Below are 23,215 nucleotides of genomic sequence, written 5' to 3'. Positions count from 1 at the left end.
AACCTGTAAATCAAACGATTTACAGGTTTTTGCATTGTTTTGAAGGTCTTGATTGTGACCCCGGCGGGAATCGAACCCACATCATAGGAACCGGAATCCTACATTCTATCCGTTGAACTACGGGGCCAATAAGGTGCGCAAAGTTAGAAAATTATTCGTAGGCATCAATCGCAACTAAACAAAACCTCATAGTTCAATGCGATGAGTACCTATCGATACTTACAGCAATCTGGTAAGGAAGCGTACACTTCATCCTTGGCTATAGAACTACCAGCATCATGACCAACGGCAGCAACAGCTTGTTCAATCATCCCTAAATTAATCATCGAATCATCATAAAAAACACTTAACTGCTTTTCTTTAGCACTCCAAATAGCAACATCAACTCCATCAAGCTGTAAGGTGGCTTTTTCAATTCGTTCTTTACACATATCGCAATTACCATTAACCGCAATTATGCTTGGTTGGCCAATTGTTACAACCTGAAAACCCAGCTTCTTAATCGCTGAATTTAACCTTTCATCGGTATTTTTCAAAGACTTATAACTTACTGTGACTAGCTTATTGTCAACATCAACCCGAACATCCTTTACACCTTTCTCGTAAGGAAGCTGCTTCATAATTTTCGCCTCGCAATTTTCGCAAGTAATGGATGCTTTAAAAGTAGTAGTTGTCACCTGATTCTTCTCTTGAGCATTGGTCAAAATGGTAACTAGCAATATGAGCACTAATGTTATTGTTTTCATAATTCACACATTAAATAAGTTAACGATCCAATTTACACTTAATACCTACATAAAACATTCGCCCATACAGGGGCCCCCAAATACGACTCGCATCAAAGCTATCGCCAAAAGGGTTATCGGCATCGATAATAGCATTTTCCTGAGTATAATTAGTTAAGTTTTCGGCTCCAACATAAAAGCTCCAGTTTCTATGGTTTTTAGTAATTTGGGCAATCAGATTGGTGTATTCCTTCGACCTGCTTGCCAAAGGCTCATCATCGAAGTTGGCACCAGGCAAACGTTGGTCGCCATGAAATTGCAGAGTCATATCAAACTGCCATTTATCCATTCGCGTACGATACTGCCCAGACAACATGGCCTTATAGCGACTCACATAAGGCACCTCCTGCAAAGTATTGTTTAAAGTCGCCTGCACATCATTATATCGATAACCAGCTGCTAGCTCAAAACGGGTAAATAATTCGTAAAATGCTTCAAGCTGAAAACTGTTGGCAAATGAGCGACCATCTAAATTGTAAAAGTGTACTTCATTCTGACTTTGATCCAAATCAACAATTAATTGATTCTTAAAGTCAGTACGAAAAAACTCTACAGAAAAAGAAGCATCACGATCATTAATCAAAACATCTTTGGTTAAGCTAATCCCATAATTCCAGGCTTCTTCCTGTATAACATCATCAGCAATAACAAAATTCTTGGAGCTAGCTAAGAATTGTGTATTCTCGCTTAAAACATTAGGTGTTCGATACCCTTTTCCAGCTGAGGCTCGTACAATTGTTTTTTCATTAATTGAATATTTAGTATGAATACGTGGTGTGATAAAATTACCATGCAGCGAACTATAATCATTTCTTAATCCAAACAGAAACGAAAATTGTTGTGATGGAATATAGTTGTATTCAAAAAAGCCACCAGCCACAAATTCCTCAAACCCTACATTTACATCATTAAATAACTCTTTATTATCATCGTAATTAAAGCTAATACCGGCATTGTAAGTATGTTGCGTATTATTTATGTACGATTGAAAAATCAGATTTGTATATAAGTTTAACTGATCAACATCAAGTTGGTTATAGCCATAAAACGAATTGCGCTGAAAATAATTAGCAGAGCTAATCCAACCAATACTTGTTGCCGGCCGATCCAAAACAAAACCTAATTTTGAAAAGGCATTTAAACGTGTAACATCAATTCCAATTCCATATTGTTCTTGTTGGTTTTGTGGTAATTCATGATTGTATTCTAGCTGACCACCCTTTCTGCTTTCATTTATGACTGAAATACCCAATTTAGCAGTCATTTTATCACTCACATAATTCCAACGATTTAGTACATTAATAGTGTTTGAAAGTGGCTTATCCAAAAAACCATCGTTATTCATGTCGAGCTTTCGTGTATTACCACTCCCATGCGCCAAAATATTGGTTGACCATTTCTCGTTGACATTAAAGCTTAAACCTGCATTAGCCTCCACTTTTCCATCCTGATTCCCGTATACATTATAATGCATCTTCTCTTTCCCATCGGGATTCTTATAATGAATATTAATCTGCCCAGTAAGGCTTTCATAGCCATTTTTAACAGCGGATGTTCCTTTGGAAACCTGGATATTTTCCATCCAGGTGCCCGGAATATAACTAAGACCAAAAGCGACTTCACCACCTCGTATAATTGGAATATTCTCCATCATCAGCTGCGAATAACGACCTGAGAGACCTAGCATTTTTATTTGCTTGATACCTGAAACAGCATCGGCATATGACACATCAACTGATGCATTTGTCTCAAAGCTCTCTGATAAATTACAACATGCAAATTTGGATAGCTCTTTATCGGAAATATTAACTGTGAAAATTGGATCTAATTTTGACACACTACTACTTTTTACCCGGTGCTCAACGGTTACTTCATCAAGACTAGCACCCGCTTTTAAAAATATTTGTAAACGTTGCAGCCCTTTTACTTCAACTACCTCTTCGTCAAATCCAACATAACTAAATACCAAGCGATTAGACACTTTAGACTGTTTAATTTTAAATTCACCCTTGGTATCCGTAATTGTTCCCTCGGTAGTTCCTTCCCAATAGACATTTACGCCTACCAAAGGAACTTCTGGACCATGCTCAACAACCTGGCCTTGTATTTTCTGTGCTTGCATGTTAGATGCTCCCCAAAAGGCCACCATAACAACAAACAATTTTGCTATATAACGTTTCATTTCAATGCATTTAATTTATTACACACTCATTTTCAAGTGATCGCACACCAATGCAATCAACCTTTAAAAGGAGACGTACGTCAAATCAAATACACCTGAATTGTAGAAAGAAAAATAGGTAGTGGCAAAGGAGGAGGTTCTTCATCCGATGAGTTCAAGGTTGAACTATCGTATTCCACCGGCAACTTATTATGAGTTATGAGTGACAAGTTTAAACACTCAAGGCACATTTTGTCGGGCAGCACATCGGCATAAACAAACTGAAGCGTTTGTACGTCCAACTTGGCAAACTCCTTCGAATCAGTGCAACAGTCGTCATCACACACATCATGTGCTTGATTAGTTACCGTTGAACTGCAACAGCTTGATACGACAATCTCAGAACAAGTACAGCTCTCTGCTTGTATCAAAAAAGAATAAGATATTTGGTTTTTATGGCTACAATGATGACTGTGCCAACTAAAACCAGCTGTAGTCAATACTACCAAACTAATTAAAGTTAGCGACACAAATAATTTCGCCATATTTTTTATTACACCCAACATCAAAAGCAAAAATAAGAAGACTTCAAGATAATTTCAGTTATTAATTTGTTAATTCTCTTAAAAAAACTCACGTTTTAAGGAATAAATTGAAGTTATCCACAACAAAATCATCAGGATTATTGAGAATTAAACAAAATCATTGCAAATTACCAATTAAACAAATTTCGAAGTACCAAAACCTACAAGCACATTATTTGTTAATAAATAAGTTACAAACCTAGATCTGATTTAATTATGAAAAAACTATTTCACTTAATTCTATTCTTCTTAATAAGCGCAACAGCTTATTCCCAAGTTGATAAAATTACCTTTAATAACGACGATTCTGTTATTGGAGAAATTAAAAGCATGAAAAATGGCGTTTTATCTATTGAAACAGATTACAGTGATGCTGATTTCACCATTGAGTGGAGCGGAATAAAAACCATTATATCTGAGTCTTACTTTCTCATCACTGTTTCCGACGGCAGACGTTTCAATGGTCAAATAGCCACCAATGATAATGGTTTAATAGATATGATTACCGATGATGAAGGCACAATCACCGTATACGCAGATGACATTGTTCATCTCGAATCTGTTGACAAAGGGTTTTGGAGCCAGGTTTATGCATCTATTGATGTTGGTTTTGACATTACAAAGGCCAATAATCTTCGCCAATTAACTTCTCGAAGTAATGTTGGCTATATTGCCGAACGATGGTCTACAGACATGTTTTACAATGGATTAAACTCGGAGCAGGACAGCGTAGCTCCTGTCAAAAGAGACGATGCCGGGATTGATTTCAAGTATTACTTTCAGAGAAAATGGTTTAGTGTAATTTCATCTACCTTTTTATCAAATACAGAACAGAAGTTAGATCTTCGAACTAACGGGAAGCTTGGTATTGGTACCTACCTACTACAAACAAATGCCGTTTATTGGAACCTTTCTACAGGTGCTTCATTTAACATGGAGCAATACGAAGACCCCTCTACCGATCGTGATTCTTGGGAGGGTTATGTCTCAAGCGAGCTTAATATGTTTGACACTGGTGATTTAAGCCTTACTGCTAAAGCTGGAGTCTACCCAAGTATCACCGAAAAAAGTCGTATTCGTACGGACTTTAGTTTTGATGTAAAATATGATCTCCCAAGAGATTTCTATGTTCGCATGGGCGCCACTCTCAATTACGATAATCAACCAGTTGAAGGAGCTTCTGAATCAGATTATATTTTCTCAACAGGTTTTGGCTGGGAACTATAACAACATAAGTATTCAATTACATGCATTTAACACCTTAATACTAGAATGAATATATCCATTCAAAGAATTTGCATAACGCTTTCACTTTTTGCCCTCTTCTCATTTGCTAACGGACAAGAAGCAAAACAAGATAGCACGGAATCTAAAAAGGAAAGAAAAAACCTTCGTTTTAGCATCCTAGGAGGTCCTGGCTACACTCCAGATTTTGGCGCTTTACTAGGAGGAAGCGCTCTATTTACATTTAGCACCAATGCGAGCGACAAAGAATTAAAACGGTCTGTTGTGCCTATTGGTTTTGCTTTCTTATTCGAAGGAGGCGTCACTCTTATAAGCAGGCCTCAATTATTTTTCAATCACGACCGTTTCAGGATATTCGGACAAGTAATATACAAATACACTTTAGACAACTATTACGGCGTTGGGTATGAAACCAACAAAGACAGACCTCGTGGAAAAGAGACAACTGGTTATAGGAACAATGCTTTACAAATTAATCCTATCTTCCTATTTCGGTTTCAGGAATCTAACTTCTTTATTGGTCCCGTCTTAGACATTACTTCCGACAGAATGAATGATGTATCTGAGGGCGTTGCCATGGATGAAAACTACATTGCACAAGGTGGCACCTCAGAAGAGCTTTACTTATTTAACACAGGTCTGGGACTCAACCTGTCATACGACACCAGAGATGTTCCGGCCAATGCGTATAGTGGATTATTGTTTGACTTTAAATTAACCCATTATGCCACCTACTTTGGTGGTGATATGAACTACTCAAATATTTCATTGGAATATCGACAATTCACCACCTTAGATTGGATTGGCAAACGAAAATCTCTTGGATGGATGATTCAAAGCAAAAACTCGTTTGGCGATGTCGCTCTATCGCGTATACCATTTGTTGGCTCCCCTTTTGATTTGCGCGGGTACTACTTAGGTCAATATCGCGATGAATCGGTGCATTTAGCCATGGGCGAATACCGCAATATGTTTAATTCAAACCGTACAGACTTAATGGGAAAGCTTATTAATCGTCTTGGTTTCGCCACATGGGCTGGAGTGGGTTTTATGGGCCCCGAGCCATTCGACATAGAAGGTGTTCTTCCTAATTTTGGTGCTGGTTTGCGTATTGAAGTTCAACCTCGCATGAATTTTAGGATTGATGTGGGACATAACCCTATCAATAAAAACACCTTGGTCTACTTTAACATGACAGAAGCATTTTAAATAAAAAAAGCCGAAAGAAATAAATCTTTCGGCTTTTTTAGTAGCGGGGGCCCGACTCGAACGGACGACCTTTGGGTTATGAGCCCAACGAGCTACCAACTGCTCCACCCCGCAATATATCTTAATTGCGTTACAATATTTCAAGAAAAAAAATAAGCCGAAAAGATTGGTGCTTTTCGACTTATAGTAGCGGGGGCCCGACTCGAACGGACGACCTTTGGGTTATGAGCCCAACGAGCTACCAACTGCTCCACCCCGCAATATATCTTGTAACACATTTGTTATCTGTCTCAATTGCGGATGCAAATATAGAGTCTTTTAACTTACTATGCAAACATTTTATTCAACTGCAACCACAATATTTCCACCATTTAGACTTAATGCACAGATAAACAGAACCAAGTACTATAAATAAAAAACAGTTTTATCCGTTGATAAAACTGTTTTTTCAATAACCTAAACCCAAATCTATGAAAAAAATCTACTGTAATGATAATATCAACATACATGCCAAAAATTGGTCACAGCTCCTTTTTAAATCTTTTTAATACCTGTGTTAAAACTTGCAAAAGCACTTTGCTGATAAAATAAAAAAACCGGCTCTACTCGTTAGTAAAGCCGGCTTTTCAATAACCTAAACCCAAATCTATGAAAAAAATCTGTTTGGTATAAAGCAATAGCTATACCACAAAATCGTTTCATTTTTTAAAAAAATTAAAAAAGTTTTAAAAGATGTACGAAATAGAAGTACTTACCATTGTTACACATGCAAGCAATGCTTACTTTTGCATGTTATTTAAAAAGCAGGTATGAGCGAGGTTAAAAAAACAGAATTAGGACAACTGGGTGAATTTGGATTAATCCAACACTTAACGGAAAACATAAAGCTAAAACACGACTCCACCCTTAAAGGCGTAGGAGACGATGCGGCGGTTTTAGATTTCAATAACAAAAAAACAGTTGTAACCACTGACCTTTTGCTAGAAGGGATACATTTCGATTTAACTTACACTCCTTTAAAGCACTTAGGATATAAAGCAGTGGTTGTTAATGTTAGTGATGTATATGCCATGAACGCCACCCCAAAACAAATCACCGTATCACTAGGCTTAAGCGCCAAAATGTCGGTTGAAGCATTAGATGAGCTGTACGAAGGCATTTACGCTGCCTGTGATTATTACAATGTAGACTTAGTTGGTGGCGACACAACTTCCTCACTTACAGGCCTAACAATAAGCGTTACCGCATTGGGCGAAGCTGAAGAATCAAAACTTGCTTACAGAAGTGGGGCTAAACCCAATGATCTTATTTGCGTTTCGGGCGATTTAGGCGGAGCCTACATGGGCTTGCAACTTCTCGAACGAGAAAAACAGGTACATGCTAACAATCCTGATTTACAACCCGACTTAAGCGGCTATGATTATATCTTAAGCCGACAATTAAAACCTGAAGCAAGAAAGGAGGTTGTTCAATTTCTAGATAAACTGAATGTAATTCCTACATCGATGATTGACATATCCGATGGCCTTTCAAGCGAACTACTCCACATTTGTTCGCAATCAAAAACCGGATGTCGTTTATACGAGAATAAAATTCCCATTGATCCTACAACGTCAATGTTGGCAGAGGAAATGAACATCAATCCGATAGTTACTGCTCTCAATGGCGGCGAAGACTACGAATTACTTTTTACCATTAGTCAGGATGATTACGAAAAGTTCAAAGAGGCTGGCGACATCAACATCTATATTGTTGGCCACATTACCGACGAAAGCAAAGGAGCTTACCTGGTCACCAACGCCGATCAGGAGGTAGAATTACAAGCACAAGGCTGGAATCCGATAAAAAAGTAAATATATATCAAAGAAACTATTGAATAGCTGATGTGAAAGTTTTTGCATCAGCTATTTCCTTTATATCTTTATAGCATAACCTAATTCAAATGTACGAATATATAAGTGGCAAAGTTGCCGAATCAAGTCCCGCTCATGTTGTAATCGATGTCAATGGCATAGGTTACCTTTTACACATTTCTCTTAATACCTTTACGCGCTTGGAAGGTAAGCAAGAAGCGCAGCTTTTTATTCATGAAAACATTCGTGAAGATGCATTTTCCTTGTTTGGATTTGCCGACCCCTCGGAAAGAGATCTGTTCCGCCACCTCATTTCGGTATCAGGTATAGGGGCTAACACTGCACGAATGATGCTTTCATCCTTATCACCAGAAGAATTGCGAGGCGCCATTTTAACCGACAATGTGAATGTGATCAAAGGAGTGAAAGGCATTGGAGCAAAAACTGCTCAACGGGTAATTGTTGACCTAAAAGACAAACTTGGCAAAGAGCCTGTCGATCAGAAAATATTCGCCACACAAGACAATACTATACGCGATGAAGCGTTATCTGCATTAGTAATGTTAGGATTTGCTAAAGCAAGTGCTCAAAAGGCGGTTGACAAGTTAACAAAGCAATCACCCGATCTTAAAGTAGAGGAATTGATCAAGCAAGCCCTTAAAATCATGTAATTCATTATATTACATTGCATCTTTGAAAAAAAGACTACAATATACCGTTGCCCTATTCGTATTTACCATTTCTCTAGTAATTGGTGGAACCTCATTGTCACATGGAAATATTAGTAATTATTCTAATATTGAGTTCCAGCAACCCGATTCAATCAACACAACAGAGCCTGTTAATTTAAAATATCAAATTAACGATCCAAGCGGCTACCCTCAATTGGAAGAGGAAGAGCAGCGCGGCATCAACCTAAACGACCCAGGCAATCTTGATTATAAAGCTGAATACGATTACCAAACAGGCAATGTGACCATTTATCGAAAAATGGGCAATGTAGATGTTCGTCTTCCATATTCTATGCCACTGGATGAGTACCTCGATTATGATACACGTAAATCAGTCTTGTCCTACTGGCGACAAAAGCAGCAGGAGGAAGCACAACAATACGGCGATAACTCCACGTTTAACAAATTATGGAATAACATTGGCGGCGAAGCCTTTGAGGGCATATTCGGTAGTAACGCTATCAATGTGCGTCTTCAGGGAATGGCCGAATTACGAATAGGCATACAGCGTACAAAAATTGATAACCCTACTTTACAGGAGCGCCTCAGAAAAACAACCACTTTTGATTTCCAGGAAAAAATACAAATGAATTTAAGTGGAAGCATTGGCGAGAAACTTAAATTGGGTGTCAACTACAACACTGAAGCAACCTTTGATTTCGAAAACCAAGTAAATCTGGAGTACGAAGGTGGAGAAGATGATATTTTAAAGAAAGTTGAAGCCGGTAATGTTACACTTCCTTTACCGGGAACATTAATAACTGGTAGTCAAAGCCTTTTTGGACTTAAAACTGAAATGCAATTTGGCAAACTAACGGTTACCAGTATTTTTTCGCAACAGAAAGGCGAAACATCCGTGATGAATATTGAAGGTGGTGCCGAAACGCAAGAGTTTGAAATTCATGCCGATCAATACGATCGCAACAGACACTTCTTTTTAAGTACGTTCTTTAGGGAAAAATACAATTCCGCACTAGAGCGCTTACCACTCATTAACAGCGCTGTTAACATTACACGGGTTGAAGTATGGGTAACCAATAACCGCAGCGATGTTAAAGAATCTCGTAACATTGTTGGCTTTGTGGATTTGGGAGAAAACCTCCAGAACACCCATAACACGGGCTTATGGGGAGGACGTTCAGGCTTATCACCACGAAATGATGCGAATAACTTATATGCGGAGATGAACTCTACCTACGATGCTGTTCGTGACATTAACCAGGTTACCGCCACATTAGATCCATTACGCAACAATGATTTTTACAATGCCATTGATTACGAAAAGCTTGAAAATGCTCGTAAACTTTCCGACACAGAATACTCCATCCAATCAAAACTGGGGTATATATCTTTAAACACCTCATTAAATGCCGATGAAGTTTTGTGCATTGCCTATGAGTACACCTATAACGGTCAATCTTTCAAGGTGGGTGAATTTTCCAATACGCAAAATGAAGCCGACAAAACACTCTATCTAAAACTACTAAAACCAACGAACTTATCACCCGGAGAAATTACGGTTTCAGGCATTAGTAAAAAGAATCCAACCTGGGACCTTATGATGAAGAACATTTATGCGATTAATGCCTATCAGGTAAACCGCGATGACTTTATTATGAATGTTACTTACACCAACGACAGCACAGGAGGCGACATCAATTATCTTCCTGAAGGGCCTGATGGTGTAATGGGGCAACTATTCATCAAATTGATGAATTTGGATAATTTAAATTCCAATAACGACTACCAACCAGATGGTATCTTTGACTTTGTTGATAACCTAACGATCAAACCAGATAACGGCCGTATCATCTTCCCTGTACTGGAGCCTTTTGGTAGTAATATGAAAGAACAACTTGGTGGCAACATGGCTGATGATGCATTGGTCAATAAGTACGTCTTCCAATCACTATACGACAGTACGCAAATTCTCGCTGAGCAAGATGCATCGCGGAATAAATACAAATTAAAAGGACGTTATAAATCCAGTTCTGGTTCAGAAATATCACTGAATGCCATGAACATTCCTCAAGGTTCTGTTATTGTAACTGCTGGTGGAATTAAATTAGTTGAAAACCAGGACTACACGGTTGATTACACTTTGGGACGCGTTAGAATCATTAATCAGGGTATTTTATCATCAGGCACACCAATACAGGTTTCTCTCGAAAACCAATCGCTGTTTGCCATGCAAACAAAAACATTAATGGGCACCCACCTCGATTATCAATTCAATGATAATTTTAATGTTGGTGGTACTTTAATGCATTTACGAGAAAGGCCTTTAACACAAAAAGTAAACATTGGCGACGAACCAATTGCCAATACTATTTGGGGCTTAAATACCTCGTTTTACACCGAATCAATGGGCATAACAGAACTCATTGATAAATTACCATTGGTAGAAACGAAAGAAATGTCGAGTGTTACATTCGAAGGTGAGTTTGCACAACTTATACCTGGGCATCCGAAAGTAATCGACGAATCAGGAACTTCATACATTGACGATTTTGAAGGTACACGCATACCATATGATATGCGAAATTGGTTGGCATGGCAATTGGCCAGTACACCACAAGGACAGGAAGATATTTTTAAAGAAGCTAGCCTGATCGATGATTTAAGATATGGTATCAACCGAGCTCGTTTTGCCTGGTATCAAATCGACCCATTATTTATAAGAACTAGTAACAACACACCTGGGCATATCAAAAATGATGATGACGAGCGTTTAAATCACTTGGTCCGACAGGTGTACGAAAACGAAATTTTTCCAAACAGAGAAGCACCTTATGGCCAGCCAACGAATCTACCGGTTTTAAACATTGCCTTTTATCCAGATGAAAGAGGTCCCTATAACTTCGATGCCCTTGCAACTGAATTTTCTTCAGGTATTAATTATGATGGCAGCTTAAAAGATCCTGAAACGCGTTGGGGTGGTATGATGCGCCAAGTTGATGTGAATGATTTTGAAGCTGCGAATATCGAGTACATCGAATTCTGGATGATGGATCCATATGTGTACGACGAAAACTTAGACGAAAATGATGGGTCCATATTTTTCAACCTCGGTAATATCTCAGAAGATATCTTAAGAGATTCACGTAAATCATTTGAGAATGGACTACCTGGACCTAATGAACCGTTTGATGTCGATTCCACCCAATGGGGTTACGTATCTCGTAAACAAAACCTAATTAATGGTTTTAGTAACGATCCGGCCACCATTTTAGCACAAGATGTCGGTTTAAACGGCATGAACTCTGCCAACGAAAGACATTTCTATCGTAAAGAATATGCGTTTCTTGATATTATTGAAACCATGGCTGGTAGTGGCGACCTCGCTCAAGAAGCTTTAGATTTTTTAATGAGTGACCCGGCATCCGATGACTTTCTATATTTCTTAGGAGGCAAACATGACGAAAACGAAGCAGGTATCCTCGATCGTTACAAATTATTCAATAACCCCGAGGCGAACTCTCTCCCATCCGAATTCGAAGAAGATGGTACAAAAAGAGCATCGAAAGTACAGCCTGACATGGAGGACATTAACAATGATAATACTTTAAGTGAAAACGAGAGCTATTTCCAATACGAAGTACCGATCTCGAAAAAAACAATGAGTATCGCACAAAATCCATACATCGTTGATAGTCGAAAAGCTATTGACAACCCAAATAGTGTAGAAGATAACGATGGAGTAAAAGCGGATTGGTTCCTTTTCCGAATCCCTATACAACAGCCAACAGAGACAGTTGGATCAATACGCGATTTAAGAAGTGTACGCTTCATGCGTATGTTTATGAGGGGGTTTAAAGATACCACTGTACTAAGGATGGCTACCTTAGATTTAATCAAAGGCGATTGGAGAAAATTCAATGAGTCATTATACGAAGATGGCCCTGGTAATGCCAATACCGAATTTGAAGTATCGGTTGTAAATATTGAGGAAAGCTCTCAAAAAACACCTGTTAACTACGTATTGCCTCCAGGTATTGACAGAGTGATTGACCCGGCCAATCCTCAGCTTAGAGAATTGAATGAGCAGTCACTTTTATTAAAAGTAAAAGATTTGGCAGGTGGTGATGCCCGCGCTGTTTATAAAAACGTTAGCATTGATATCCGCCAATACCAACGGATGAAAATGTTCATTCACGCCGAAGATGTTGATGATTTGGGATTGCAGGACAATGAAATGATGGCCTTTGTTCGTGTTGGTAGCGATTACAATGACAACTACTACGAATACGAGATACCACTTAAATTAACGGACCCAGGAACATATAATAACGACTTAATAGACGATCGCTATATGGTATGGCCCGAAGAGAATGAGATGAACATTCCTCTTGAACTATTTCAAACAGTTAAGCTACGACGTAACGACGAAAAACGTGTGGAAGGCTCAGAAGTTGCTTTTAATAAGCCATACATTATGCCCGACCCTTCGACACCAACCAACTTTGTGGCGGTAAAAGGTAATCCAAACCTGAGCAACATCAGAACCATTACCATGGGTATTCGTACCCGAGGCTCCCAAAGCAAATCAGTTGAAGTTTGGATGAACGAATTGCGTCTGACTGACTTTAACGAAGAAGGTGGTTGGGCAGCCAATGCCCGCATGACGGTGAAAATGGCCGACCTCGGAAATATTTCTGTTGCTGGTAAAAAAAGTACGGTTGGTTGGGGTAGCATCGATCAAAATGTACAAGAACGTAGCCAGGAAGATTTCTTCCAATACGACATCGCAACTAATTTGGAATTGGGTAAACTACTGGGGCCTGAGTCTGCATTGAGCGTGCCATTTTACTTTGGATATTCCAAGTCAGTGGCAAGCCCTAAATACTATCCTTTAGATCCCGACATACCTCTAGAAGTGGCGCTGGATAATGCCCAATCTGAGGCGGCCCGAGATTCAATAAAAGACATGTCGCAAAATGTTATTAAACGTAAGAGTGTCAATTTCACCAATGTAAAACTAAAACCTTCAAAAGATAAGGTCCAGTTCTACAGCCCGTCTAACTTATCGGCAACGTACTCGTACAATGAAACATCGAAGCATGATGTGGATACCGACCATGCTACCGATAAAAATTACCGCGGTATTTTAGCTTACAACTACAATACCAGGCCCAAGGCTGTTGAGCCATTTAAAAAAGCGATTAAGAGTAATTCTCTAGCCTTGGTGCGCGATTTCAATTTCTATTATCTACCCAACCAAATTTCATACAGGTGGGAGTTTGACCGTCAGTACCGCGAAACACAATTACGAAACAATACTGGCTCGCCTATTAGTCCTGAGCTCACGGTTTCAAAGGATTTTGACTGGAACCGCTTTTTTGACATGCGCTACAACCTGACAAAATCATTAAAACTTAATTTTAAGGCGATAACCAACGCTCGAATTGACGAGCCAGAGGGTGCTGTTAATAAAGATTATGACCGCGATACTTATTATGAATGGCGCGATGAAGTTTGGCGCAACATTCAAAGCATGGGACGTACAACAACTTACCAGCACAACTTTGATGTGAGCTATACCATTCCTATTAATAAATTGCCTTTGCTAGATTTCACTTCGGCTAATATTCAATACAGAGGCATGTACCAATGGGAGGCACAACCCTTATTAGAAAGGGATTCGGAAGCACCCGACTGGGGCAATACCATTCGCAATTCGAATGTTATACAAACCAATGGTCAGCTGAACATGACCACCTTATATAAAAAAGTACCTTACTTAAATGAGTTAGATAAAAAATATCGCTCATCTCGTAGAAGAAGTACTTCGTCTAATAAAGATGGGAAAAGAACGGTTCGATTTAATAAGGCCAATATGAAGTTGGAAAAGGATCAATTGATCGAAATCAATCACAAACTTAAAACTACAGAAACATCCGTCCGAATTTTTGACGCTAGCGGTAAGCCAGTAAGAGGTGAGATCAGTACCATCAATAAAAATAAAGTAGGATTTATTCCAGAGAAAACGGTCGAAAGTGCAAGAATCATGGTGACGGGAACCGTCACTGAAAATAATTCAGCGCTACAAAAAGTCGTTGACTATTCTGCCTTATTATTGACTTCACTAAAAAACACAAGCGTTTCATACTCTCAACAAAACGGAACGATTATGCCAGGTTACACCCAGGAATCAAACTTCATGGGAACATCACCAGGCTTTACGGCACCAGGTGTCCCATTTATTTTAGGCTGGCAGAATCGCGACTTTGCAGTAGAGGCAGCTAATAACGGTTGGCTTACAACTGACACAACAATGGTTAATCCATATGTAATGACCCATGGGGAAGACTTTTCCTTAAAGTTCACCTTAGAGCCGATAAGAGGTTTAAGAATTGATGTTAATGCCGAAAGAAGCTATGAACGTAACATTAACGAATACTACATTGGAGGAAGCTCCACTGCAACAGGAGCAACAGCTAACGGACGCTTCTCGATGAGTTTTAATGCATTCAGGACCGCCTTTGACAAACCAGAAAGAACAGGTGCCTTAGCCTCATCTACCTTTGATGAGTTTATAAATAACCGACAAATTATAGCCAACAGAATTGGTGAAACGGATGAAAATAGTCAGGATGTATTGATACCAGCTTTCTTAGCTGCTTATTCGGGCAAAAGTGCTAACTCTATTTTTACAGAGCAATTCCCGGCCCTATCGCAGATTCAACCCAATTGGAGATTAACCTACGATGGCCTTTCTCGAATAAATGCATTTAAGAAAGTTATTAAATCGTTTGATTTAACACATGCCTATCGATCAACCTATAATATGGGAGCCTACATCTCCAGAACACCTGAGCAGGCCGATGGTCCAATACTTGAATATGATATAAATGCCATTACTGTTTCTGAACAGTTTAATCCACTTATTGGTGTTAATATCACTTGGAATAATTCAATTACAACTCGTGCGGAGATAAAAAAAGCCAGAACACTGAGTTTAAGTATGGGTAATAATCAAGTAATTGAAAATTACAACGATGAAATTGTAATTGGTTTCGGTTACAGGTTTGATAAAATGAATCTTATTTTTGGCAAGGGGAGCAGCCAAAAATCTGTCAGCAATGATTTAAATATTCGAGCCGATTTCTCTATCCAAGATAACATTAGCTTTGTTAGAAAAATTCAAGAAGAATACAATCAGTTAACGGCTGGTCAAAAAATTACTAAGGTTAAATTCACTGCTGACTATGCGCTAAGCGATCGTTTTAATATGCAGTTATTTTACGACACTAACATTAACACACCATACGTCTCATTATCATATCCTATTACCAACTCTAACTTTGGGGTTAGTTTCCGATTCTCATTGGCTCAATAAAGAGGCTATTTTAACCACATGATCCAAACAAACAGGAATACTTTCCTTTTGTTCACATTTTTATTTATGATTTTTATTAGGATTTGAGAACGATCAAAAATCACTGTACGCTGTTTTACTGATAGTTAACAACACGCCACCTTTCCTCTTTTTATAGTAGCAATAAAAATGTCATAGAATTATTTTAATAAATTCTTTACATTTGAATCATCATAAATAAAAAAAATCGTTCAATCATGAATGTACCTGAAAATCTAAAGTATACAAAGGACCACGAATGGGTTCTAATTGATGGTGATGTAGCAACCATTGGTATTACAGAATTTGCTCAAGGAGAGTTGGGCGATATCGTTTTTGTTGAAATTGAAACAGAAGACGAAGAACTTGACTTTGAAGAGGTATTTGGTACAATTGAGGCTGTTAAAACAGTTTCTGACCTATACATGCCAATTTCTGGAAAAGTTATAGAAGTAAACCCTGAATTAGAAGATCAACCTGACTTGGTGAACAAAGAGCCATTTGCAGGCGGTTGGATGATTAAGGTACAAATTGCTGATACTGCTGAGTTAGATAACTTACTTACAGCTGAGCAATACAAAGAAGTTATTGGTTAATCATCTTAACCAACAAACATATTAAAAGCGGCCTTAGGGTCGCTTTTTTTTATATTAGTTGCTCTTCAAATTTCTTTCGCAAACCAGTTAAATTGATGCCTGCCAACTGTTTCTGCAATACATCTACTTTTTCAATATGCTTAGCTACAAATGCCTGATGAGCTGAACTCCGAATACTAAAAGGCCGATGTTCGGCTGCCTTCAGTAACTTGCGAAGTTTTTGTAATGCACTTTGCCCAAAATCATCATACTGCGATGCTATAAACTTAGCCCTGATATATTCTATCGCTTTATCGGATGGATGCAACATATCATCACTAAAAAAACGATAATCGCGTAAGTCATCGAGCAAAAGCTCATAAGCTGGAAAGTAAGAAACATGAGTGAATAAGCGCCCTAACTCTTCAATAGCCAACAATAGCGTAGCTTTGCTTAACTGATTACCATGCGCCCCATCTTTCCAGTGTCTAACCGGGCTTACAGTAAAAATAACTTTCTGGTTTGGATACTGAGTTCTCAAATCAATAATCAACTCCTTGTAAACTTTTACAATTTGATCAACACTCAAAGGGTATCGTTTAAAATCTTTACTCGGATACTTATGGCAATTTGAAACAACCATACTCCTCTTCTCATGTTCAAATACGTATGCTGTACCGAAAGTAATAATTAGGAAATCGGTTTTTGTCAGATGATTTTGACTTTCCTGAAAGGCTTTGTTGACAGTGCTTAAAAAGTCTTGTTGGTTATCACGATTAAAACTGCTATGATGAAAAAAAGTATGGTATTGACCATCTTTACGTAGTACATCATCGAGCGTAAAAACATTATTATCTAACAAACGCCTGAGGGAATTAGCAATAGAAATAGGATTATATAAGACTCCAAACGGATTAACACATGCATTTATATAGTTAGCACTAAAATAGCGTCCTATATTCGTTGCAAAACAACTTCCTACAAATAATAGATTCGAATCATAACTTATTGGATTACGCGTAAAATCCACATCTATTTCTGTTCTAAAATCATTCATGACATTCTGTTTACATTTTCGAAATTAAGAAAAGTATAGACACAAAAAAAACCGTTTAACAGTTGCTAAACGGTTTTGTTTATAACATTTTCGATAACTTACATTACCAATTTATATCCTTTACCGTGTACGTTAATTATTTCTACACTTGGCTCATCCTTTAAGTGCTTGCGCAATTTAGTAATGTATACATCCATGCTTCGTGCATTAAAATAATTATCATCCACCCAAATCGTTTTTAAGGCAAAATTACGTTCCAATACTTTGTTAGCATTGGTACAAAGTAATTTTAATAATTCCGATTCCTTAGTGGTCAATTTAATGGTATTGTCACCTTCAATAAGCTGCTGCTTTTGGGTATCAAATTTATACTTACCTAATTGATAAAATTCCTGTGCAGCATTTCCTCCTTTGGTACGGCGCAATATTGCTTCAATACGAAACAATAGCTCTTCCATACTAAATGGTTTAGTCAAATAATCGTCTGCCCCAATTTTAAAACCTTGGAAAATATCCTCTTTTAAGGATTTTGCCGTTAAAAATACAATTGGCACTTCAGTATTAACCATTCTAATATCCTTGGCCAAGGAAAAACCATCCTTTTTAGGCATCATCACATCCAATATACAGATGTCATACTTATTTGCCATAAAGGCTTTGTAGCCTTCTTCACCATCAGGCATTAGATCGGTCTTAAGTCCTTTTGCTTCTAAATATTCGCGAAGCAACATTCCAAGGTTCTCGTCATCTTCGGTTAAGAGGATTTTATATTCTTTTTCCATTCTTTTGTGTTTTTTAGAGGTAGGAAAATATCAAATTTTGTACCAACTTCCATTTCGCTCTCAACAGAAATTTGTCCACCATGATCATCAATGATCTTTTTAACGTAGGCAAGCCCTAAGCCAAAGCCTTTTACGTTATGAACATTACCTGTTGGTACGCGATAAAATTTTTCAAAAATACGTTTTAGGTTATCCTTTGATATACCCATTCCGTTATCTTTAACAGATATTACTATACCATTGTTCTTATTCCATGTTTTGACGTAAAGAACAGGAGCCCCTTTCCTGTATTTAACGGCATTGTCAAGCAAGTTATAAATAACATTTGTAAAATGCACTTCATCAACGGTAATTATGCTATTTTTTGCTTCCAGTCGCTCAATAATCTTGCCTTGTTGATTTTCAACCTTAATTCGAAAGTTGTTTGTTACATGATGAATTAAATCATTCACATCTAACTTCTTTAGCTTAAGGCCAGCCTTGCCTTTTTCAAAGATAGCCATTTGCAGCACTTTTTCAACTTGAAAACTCAAACGTTTACTTTCATCCTGAATAACGCCCGATATGTGCTGTAATGTTTTGGGTGTTTTCGCTACCGAGCCATCCTTTAACATTTGTGATGCTAATGAGATGGTTGAGATCGGTGTTTTAAACTCATGGGTCATGTTATTAATAAAATCATTTTTTATCTGATCCAATCGCTTCTGACGTACAATAATGATGATGGTAACAATTGAAAGTAAAATAACGATTAAGGTAAAAGCTGCGGATGGCACCACAAGTCCCATCGACTCTAAAATTGGGTTTGGCTTTTCGGTAAAATGCAGGTTTAAATAGTTAGCCTGCTGGTGAAAATCATTTGGAAATAAACGTTTATGATACAAATGAGACGCTTCCTCTTCATTGTAGCTTGCCGTTTGAAATACTGTTTCGCCCTTTGAATTGATAATAGCAAATTCATGTGGATAGTAAATTCCTTTTTCTTCAAGAAATTCGAATATATATTGCTCCACACGCATATTCTCAATACGACGTTCTATGGGTACATCTTCCAGAAGAGATTTAATTAAGGCTTCTCTCTTTTGATCTGCCTTCTGTCGAATATCATTCTGAATAGATTGCATGGCACCGGTAAATGGGTCGGTGCGTTCAAAGCCGCGTATGGATGCAGCCCCCTGAAAAGCCGCGAATAATGAGTCTTGCATATATGCAGATGCGGTATAGTAACCGGCATCAACATTGATATTAAACTCAAACTTCATCTCCTGACTGCTTGCAACCACAGACTCATTGTCTTTATTACCGAAGTACTTGGAATCGTGACGAAGATTGGCAGGCACCTTGTTATTGGTTGTATTCAGTCGTTTTTTACTGTCGTACATCGATATCTCATCTCTTTCGAGGCGAGTTATTACTTCATCAAGTGCTAAACGAACGGACTGATCAAACTGCTCTTCTTCAATCTTAGAAGCATTTAATATCCACATGGCTTGAATGTAGGTTATTCCTACAAGTGAAATAGCCATAATTATAGTAAGTCCAAGAATGAATTTTTTACTCATACGAGCAAAATTAGCAGCCTAAAAGGATTAATTGTGCCAATTAACATTAATTAACTACTCTTTTTACTAAGACTATGCTAATAAACTGCTTACCTATCGATCTGCGAGAACTTCTAATGCTTTACGGGCAGCATTTTGCTGAGCTTCTTTTTTAGACATGCCTTCACCTTGACCTATCTCCATTTCGTCAACCGAAGCTTTGGCAATAAAACTGGCTGCTTCCCCATCTGCGACATGCTTTTCTTCGGTAATAAAATAAACACTTTGCTTATGTTTCTGTCCCCACTCAATCAACAATGATTTGTAGTTGCTATCTTTTTTAGCAACCTGTTTGATATCGACATATTGATTGATAATTTGCTCAACAATAAACTGCTCACACACCTTATACCCTTGATCAAGGTATATGGCACCAATTAAAGCCTCTAGAGCATCACCTAAAATACTGGTTTGTGTAATGTCGATTTTAGATTGTACACTAATCCACTTACCCAAGTCCATTTTAAGGGCAATTGTGTTTAACAAGGTACGATTAACAATGCGGGAGCGCATTTTTGTAAGAAAGCCTTCATTTTTACCAGGGAAACGCTGATAGAGAACATCAGCCACTATGGCTCCTAACATGGCATCTCCAAGAAATTCCAGTCGTTCGTTATTCACGAATCGACCATCCTCACCTTTAATCATGGATGACTTATGAATAAAGGCTTGTTTGTAGATACTTATATCAACAGGACGAATGCCCGTTGCCTGACGTATAAAACTATAAAACTTTTCCCTCCGAAGAGAGAAAAGTTTTATAATGTGCAAAAGCGGCTTAATCACAGCTTTTTTACAATGCTTTAAATACCACAGATGCATTGTGACCACCAAATCCAAATGTATTGGATAAAGCCACTTTTACTGGACGTTCCTGTGCCTTATCAAAGGTGAAATTGAGCTCATTGTCAATTTCAGGATCATCTTCAAAGTGATTAATTGTTGGAGGTACAATACCATTCTTAATGGCTAGGATACATGCCATAGACTCTATAGCCCCGGCTGCTCCAAGCAGGTGTCCAGTCATGGATTTGGTTGAACTAATGTTCAGCTTAAAGGCATGATCACCAAAAACCTCTTTAATGGCTTTTGTTTCTGCAATATCACCCAATGGAGTTGATGTACCGTGTACATTGATATAATCAACTTCAGTCGGATCAATATTATTATCCTTTAAAGCGTTTGCCATAACTCGTTTTGCTCCTAATCCCTCTGGATGTGGAGCAGTTAAGTGATGTGCGTCGGCCGTCATGCCAGCACCTACTATTTCACAGTAGATTTTAGCACCACGTGCTTTAGCGTGCTCATATTCTTCAAGAATTAATGAAACACCGCCTTCTCCCATCACAAAACCATCACGCCCCTTATCAAAAGGACGGGATGCAGTTGTTGGATCGTCATTACGAGTTGACAAAGCCTGCATAGCATTAAATCCACCAACACCGGCTTCATTAATAGCAGCCTCTGAACCACCAGTTACAAATGCGTTTGCTTTACCAAGACGAATAAGGTTATACGCCTCACCAATTGCGTTGGTTGACGAAGCACAAGCCGAAACAGTACCGAAATTTGGACCTCTAAAACCATGTTTCATAGAAATATGGCCTGGGCAAATATCAGCAATCATTTTCGGAATGAAAAAAGGACTCAAACGTGGTGTTCCGTCCCCTTTTGCAAAATCAGTTGCTTCATCTAAAAACGTTTTGATACCTCCGATGCCTGTTCCCCATATAACACCAACCTCGTTGGCGTCAATGTCTTCTGAACCAAGATTTGCATCAGCAATAGCCTGATCAGCGGCAATTATCCCGTATTGTGCGTAAATATCTAATTTACGTACTTCTTTACGATCAAAATACTCTTTGGCATCGTAGTTTTTAACCTCGCACGCAAAACGCGTTTTGAACTTAGCGGCGTCAAATTGAGCTATAGGTGCAGCACCGCTTACTCCGTTAACCAGGTTAGTCCATGTTTCATCAACAGACCTCCCTAGCGGGGTAATGGCTCCTAGCCCCGTAACAACTACTCTTTTTAACTCCATAACTACTTTTAACGTATCCTACTCTTTCTTACTTTGCGTTTTCTTCGATGTAAGTGATAGCAGCACCTACTGTACCGATATTCTCTGCTTGATCATCTGGAATAGCAATGTTGAATTCTTTTTCGAATTCCATAATTAATTCTACAGTGTCAAGTGAATCAGCTCCTAAGTCATTAGTGAAGCTTGCTTCTGGAGTAACTTCAGTCTCGTCAACTCCTAATTTGTCTACGATAATTGCTTTTACTCTTGATGCAACGTCTGACATAGCTCTTGTTTTTTTTAAATTAATACTAATAAAATGTTCTTAAACAACTTTGCAAAGAAATACATTTGTCTATAATTATTCAAACTTCGTGTAAAGAAAATGACATTTCATGGTCGTTTTTACCTACTTTTGTCATAGATTTTTACTTTTTTCACATCTCGCAAACACAAGTAAATGAAAAAGATAGTTCTATTTGCATCCGGTTCAGGATCAAATGTAGAAAACATTGTTAATTTTTTCCAAAAAAACTCATCGGTCGAAATTACGGCCGTTTTCACAAATAACCCAAAAGCCTTTGTTATAGAACGTTGCGCAAAACTCAACATAAGATGCCAAGTTTTCAGTCGAAAAGACTTCAGAGAAAATTTAAGCGTTTTAGAAGAATTAAAAGCAATTAAGCCTGATTTAATCGTTTTGGCCGGCTTCCTTTGGCTTATTCCTGCTGAGTATGTTCAGGCTTTCCCTAATAAAATTATTAACATCCATCCGGCACTTTTACCAAAATATGGTGGAAAAGGCATGTATGGTCAACATGTTCATGAAGCAGTAGTTGACAATCAAGAAAGTGAATCGGGCATCACTATACACTACGTTAATGAGCATTATGATGAGGGAAACATCATTCGACAAGAAAAATGCTTAGTTAGCAATTCTGATACGGCAGATGATGTGGCAACCAAAGTGCACGCACTGGAATACGAATACTTCCCTATCGCAATTAAGGATCTTCTAGAATTATAATCCCGTTTAATAACCCGAGTTCGACATAAAATTTAATGCTCAGATCGCTTATAAATATTGAGTTTCAAGGACTATTTGTGAAGGCATAGCGGGCTATGCCGAACGAATATGACGCAGAAAATCGATGTTTATAAGTGGATACATTAATCTTTTCATTAAATAATCGATCTACTGCTCTAAATTTTAATCGAACTCGGGTTAATAATCAAAATGTACCTTTAGAGCATA

At 38.1% G+C, this 23,215-nt stretch carries 16 protein-coding genes and 3 tRNA genes; 7 read left to right on the top strand and 12 right to left on the bottom strand.

Features of this window, described 5'->3' with window-relative positions:
- Positions 1–55 precede the first annotated feature (55 nt).
- The 4 genes from FNN09_RS03350 to FNN09_RS03335 all read right to left on the bottom strand — a co-directional run bounded on the left by FNN09_RS03350 (position 56) and on the right by FNN09_RS03335 (position 3,491).
- Positions 56–127 (bottom strand) — tRNA-Arg (locus tag FNN09_RS03350).
- A gap of 82 nt (positions 128–209) precedes the next feature.
- Positions 210–746, bottom strand: coding sequence for a heavy-metal-associated domain-containing protein (locus FNN09_RS03345; RefSeq protein WP_143300067.1), 537 nt, complete (start codon positions 744–746; stop codon positions 210–212).
- A gap of 19 nt (positions 747–765) precedes the next feature.
- Positions 766–2,967 (bottom strand): TonB-dependent receptor, encoded by a 2,202-nt coding sequence (locus FNN09_RS03340; protein ID WP_143300066.1) that lies wholly within the window; start codon positions 2,965–2,967, stop codon positions 766–768.
- A gap of 80 nt (positions 2,968–3,047) precedes the next feature.
- Positions 3,048–3,491 carry a hypothetical protein gene (locus FNN09_RS03335; RefSeq protein ID WP_143300065.1) on the bottom strand — a complete coding sequence of 148 codons (444 nt, stop codon included), beginning with the start codon at positions 3,489–3,491 and terminating at the stop codon, positions 3,048–3,050.
- A gap of 255 nt (positions 3,492–3,746) precedes the next feature.
- Here FNN09_RS03335 and FNN09_RS03330 point away from each other — a divergent pair, with 255 nt between their 5' ends.
- A complete protein-coding gene (locus FNN09_RS03330) occupies positions 3,747–4,757 on the top strand; it encodes a DUF481 domain-containing protein (protein ID WP_143300064.1) in 1,011 nt (336 codons plus the stop codon).
- A 45-nt stretch (positions 4,758–4,802) separates the two neighbouring features.
- Positions 4,803–5,984, top strand: a complete 1,182-nt coding sequence (locus FNN09_RS03325; RefSeq protein WP_143300063.1) for a BamA/TamA family outer membrane protein — start codon at positions 4,803–4,805, stop codon at positions 5,982–5,984.
- Positions 5,985–6,025: 41 nt separating this feature from the next.
- On the opposite strand, the gene FNN09_RS03320 is transcribed toward FNN09_RS03325, so the two are convergent.
- Positions 6,026–6,098, bottom strand: a tRNA-Met gene (locus tag FNN09_RS03320).
- Positions 6,099–6,171: 73 nt separating this feature from the next.
- Positions 6,172–6,244 (bottom strand) — tRNA-Met (locus tag FNN09_RS03315).
- 549 nt (positions 6,245–6,793) lie between these two features.
- Between FNN09_RS03315 and thiL the strand changes: the two genes are divergently transcribed.
- The 4 genes from thiL (at position 6,794) to gcvH (ending at position 16,521) form a co-directional block, all read left to right on the top strand.
- Positions 6,794–7,837: a thiamine-phosphate kinase gene (gene thiL, locus FNN09_RS03310; RefSeq protein ID WP_143300062.1), complete on the top strand. Its 1,044-nt coding sequence runs from the start codon at positions 6,794–6,796 to the stop codon at positions 7,835–7,837.
- Positions 7,838–7,926: 89 nt separating this feature from the next.
- Positions 7,927–8,508 carry a Holliday junction branch migration protein RuvA gene (gene ruvA, locus FNN09_RS03305; protein WP_143300061.1) on the top strand — a complete coding sequence of 194 codons (582 nt, stop codon included), beginning with the start codon at positions 7,927–7,929 and terminating at the stop codon, positions 8,506–8,508.
- A 22-nt stretch (positions 8,509–8,530) separates the two neighbouring features.
- Entirely contained in the window at positions 8,531–15,907 is a 7,377-nt protein-coding gene (gene sprA / locus FNN09_RS03300) for a cell surface protein SprA (protein ID WP_185968836.1), read from the top strand.
- A gap of 236 nt (positions 15,908–16,143) precedes the next feature.
- On the top strand, positions 16,144–16,521 hold the full coding sequence (gene gcvH / locus FNN09_RS03295; protein ID WP_143300059.1) for a glycine cleavage system protein GcvH: 378 nt from the start codon (positions 16,144–16,146) through the stop codon (positions 16,519–16,521).
- A 49-nt stretch (positions 16,522–16,570) separates the two neighbouring features.
- On the opposite strand, the gene FNN09_RS03290 is transcribed toward gcvH, so the two are convergent.
- The 6 genes from FNN09_RS03290 to FNN09_RS03265 form a co-directional block, all read right to left on the bottom strand.
- Positions 16,571–17,557: a GSCFA domain-containing protein gene (locus tag FNN09_RS03290; protein WP_143300058.1), complete on the bottom strand. Its 987-nt coding sequence runs from the start codon at positions 17,555–17,557 to the stop codon at positions 16,571–16,573.
- A gap of 98 nt (positions 17,558–17,655) precedes the next feature.
- The gene (locus tag FNN09_RS03285; RefSeq protein WP_143300057.1) at positions 17,656–18,339 is read right to left on the bottom strand and encodes a response regulator transcription factor; all 684 of its coding nucleotides are present in this window, start codon (positions 18,337–18,339) and stop codon (positions 17,656–17,658) included.
- A complete protein-coding gene (locus FNN09_RS03280) occupies positions 18,312–19,901 on the bottom strand; it encodes a sensor histidine kinase KdpD (RefSeq protein WP_143300056.1) in 1,590 nt (529 codons plus the stop codon). Before FNN09_RS03280 ends, FNN09_RS03285 begins: the two co-directional genes overlap by 28 nt.
- Positions 19,902–19,994: 93 nt before the next feature.
- Positions 19,995–20,711, bottom strand: a complete 717-nt coding sequence (gene rnc, locus FNN09_RS03275; protein WP_255433991.1) for a ribonuclease III — start codon at positions 20,709–20,711, stop codon at positions 19,995–19,997.
- 22 nt (positions 20,712–20,733) lie between these two features.
- Positions 20,734–21,981: a beta-ketoacyl-ACP synthase II gene (fabF, locus tag FNN09_RS03270; RefSeq protein WP_143300054.1), complete on the bottom strand. Its 1,248-nt coding sequence runs from the start codon at positions 21,979–21,981 to the stop codon at positions 20,734–20,736.
- 28 nt (positions 21,982–22,009) lie between these two features.
- Positions 22,010–22,246, bottom strand: coding sequence for an acyl carrier protein (locus FNN09_RS03265; protein ID WP_143300053.1), 237 nt, complete (start codon positions 22,244–22,246; stop codon positions 22,010–22,012).
- Positions 22,247–22,420: 174 nt separating this feature from the next.
- Between FNN09_RS03265 and purN the strand changes: the two genes are divergently transcribed.
- Positions 22,421–22,987, top strand: a complete 567-nt coding sequence (purN, locus tag FNN09_RS03260; RefSeq protein WP_143300052.1) for a phosphoribosylglycinamide formyltransferase — start codon at positions 22,421–22,423, stop codon at positions 22,985–22,987.
- Positions 22,988–23,215: the final 228 nt, after the last annotated feature.

Source organism: Carboxylicivirga sp. M1479, from assembly GCF_007097485.1.
Lineage (GTDB): Bacteria > Bacteroidota > Bacteroidia > Bacteroidales > Marinilabiliaceae > Carboxylicivirga.
The sequence above is the reverse complement of the archived record's forward strand: the minus strand, read 5'-3'. Positions and strand labels throughout refer to the sequence as shown.

Excerpts from the sequence above, each read along its gene's own strand:
- FNN09_RS03345 (WP_143300067.1), bottom strand. The coding sequence starts at position 746 with ATGAAAACAATAACATTAGTGCTCATATTGCTAGTTACCATTTTGACC.
- FNN09_RS03340 (WP_143300066.1), bottom strand. The coding sequence starts at position 2,967 with ATGAAACGTTATATAGCAAAATTGTTTGTTGTTATGGTGGCCTTTTGG.
- FNN09_RS03335 (WP_143300065.1), bottom strand. The coding sequence starts at position 3,491 with ATGGCGAAATTATTTGTGTCGCTAACTTTAATTAGTTTGGTAGTATTG.
- FNN09_RS03330 (WP_143300064.1), top strand. The coding sequence starts at position 3,747 with ATGAAAAAACTATTTCACTTAATTCTATTCTTCTTAATAAGCGCAACA.
- FNN09_RS03325 (WP_143300063.1), top strand. The coding sequence starts at position 4,803 with ATGAATATATCCATTCAAAGAATTTGCATAACGCTTTCACTTTTTGCC.
- thiL (WP_143300062.1), top strand. The coding sequence starts at position 6,794 with ATGAGCGAGGTTAAAAAAACAGAATTAGGACAACTGGGTGAATTTGGA.
- ruvA (WP_143300061.1), top strand. The coding sequence starts at position 7,927 with ATGTACGAATATATAAGTGGCAAAGTTGCCGAATCAAGTCCCGCTCAT.
- gcvH (WP_143300059.1), top strand. The coding sequence starts at position 16,144 with ATGAATGTACCTGAAAATCTAAAGTATACAAAGGACCACGAATGGGTT.
- FNN09_RS03290 (WP_143300058.1), bottom strand. The coding sequence starts at position 17,557 with ATGAATGATTTTAGAACAGAAATAGATGTGGATTTTACGCGTAATCCA.
- FNN09_RS03285 (WP_143300057.1), bottom strand. The coding sequence starts at position 18,339 with ATGGAAAAAGAATATAAAATCCTCTTAACCGAAGATGACGAGAACCTT.
- FNN09_RS03280 (WP_143300056.1), bottom strand. The coding sequence starts at position 19,901 with ATGAGTAAAAAATTCATTCTTGGACTTACTATAATTATGGCTATTTCA.
- fabF (WP_143300054.1), bottom strand. The coding sequence starts at position 21,981 with ATGGAGTTAAAAAGAGTAGTTGTTACGGGGCTAGGAGCCATTACCCCG.
- FNN09_RS03265 (WP_143300053.1), bottom strand. The coding sequence starts at position 22,246 with ATGTCAGACGTTGCATCAAGAGTAAAAGCAATTATCGTAGACAAATTA.
- purN (WP_143300052.1), top strand. The coding sequence starts at position 22,421 with ATGAAAAAGATAGTTCTATTTGCATCCGGTTCAGGATCAAATGTAGAA.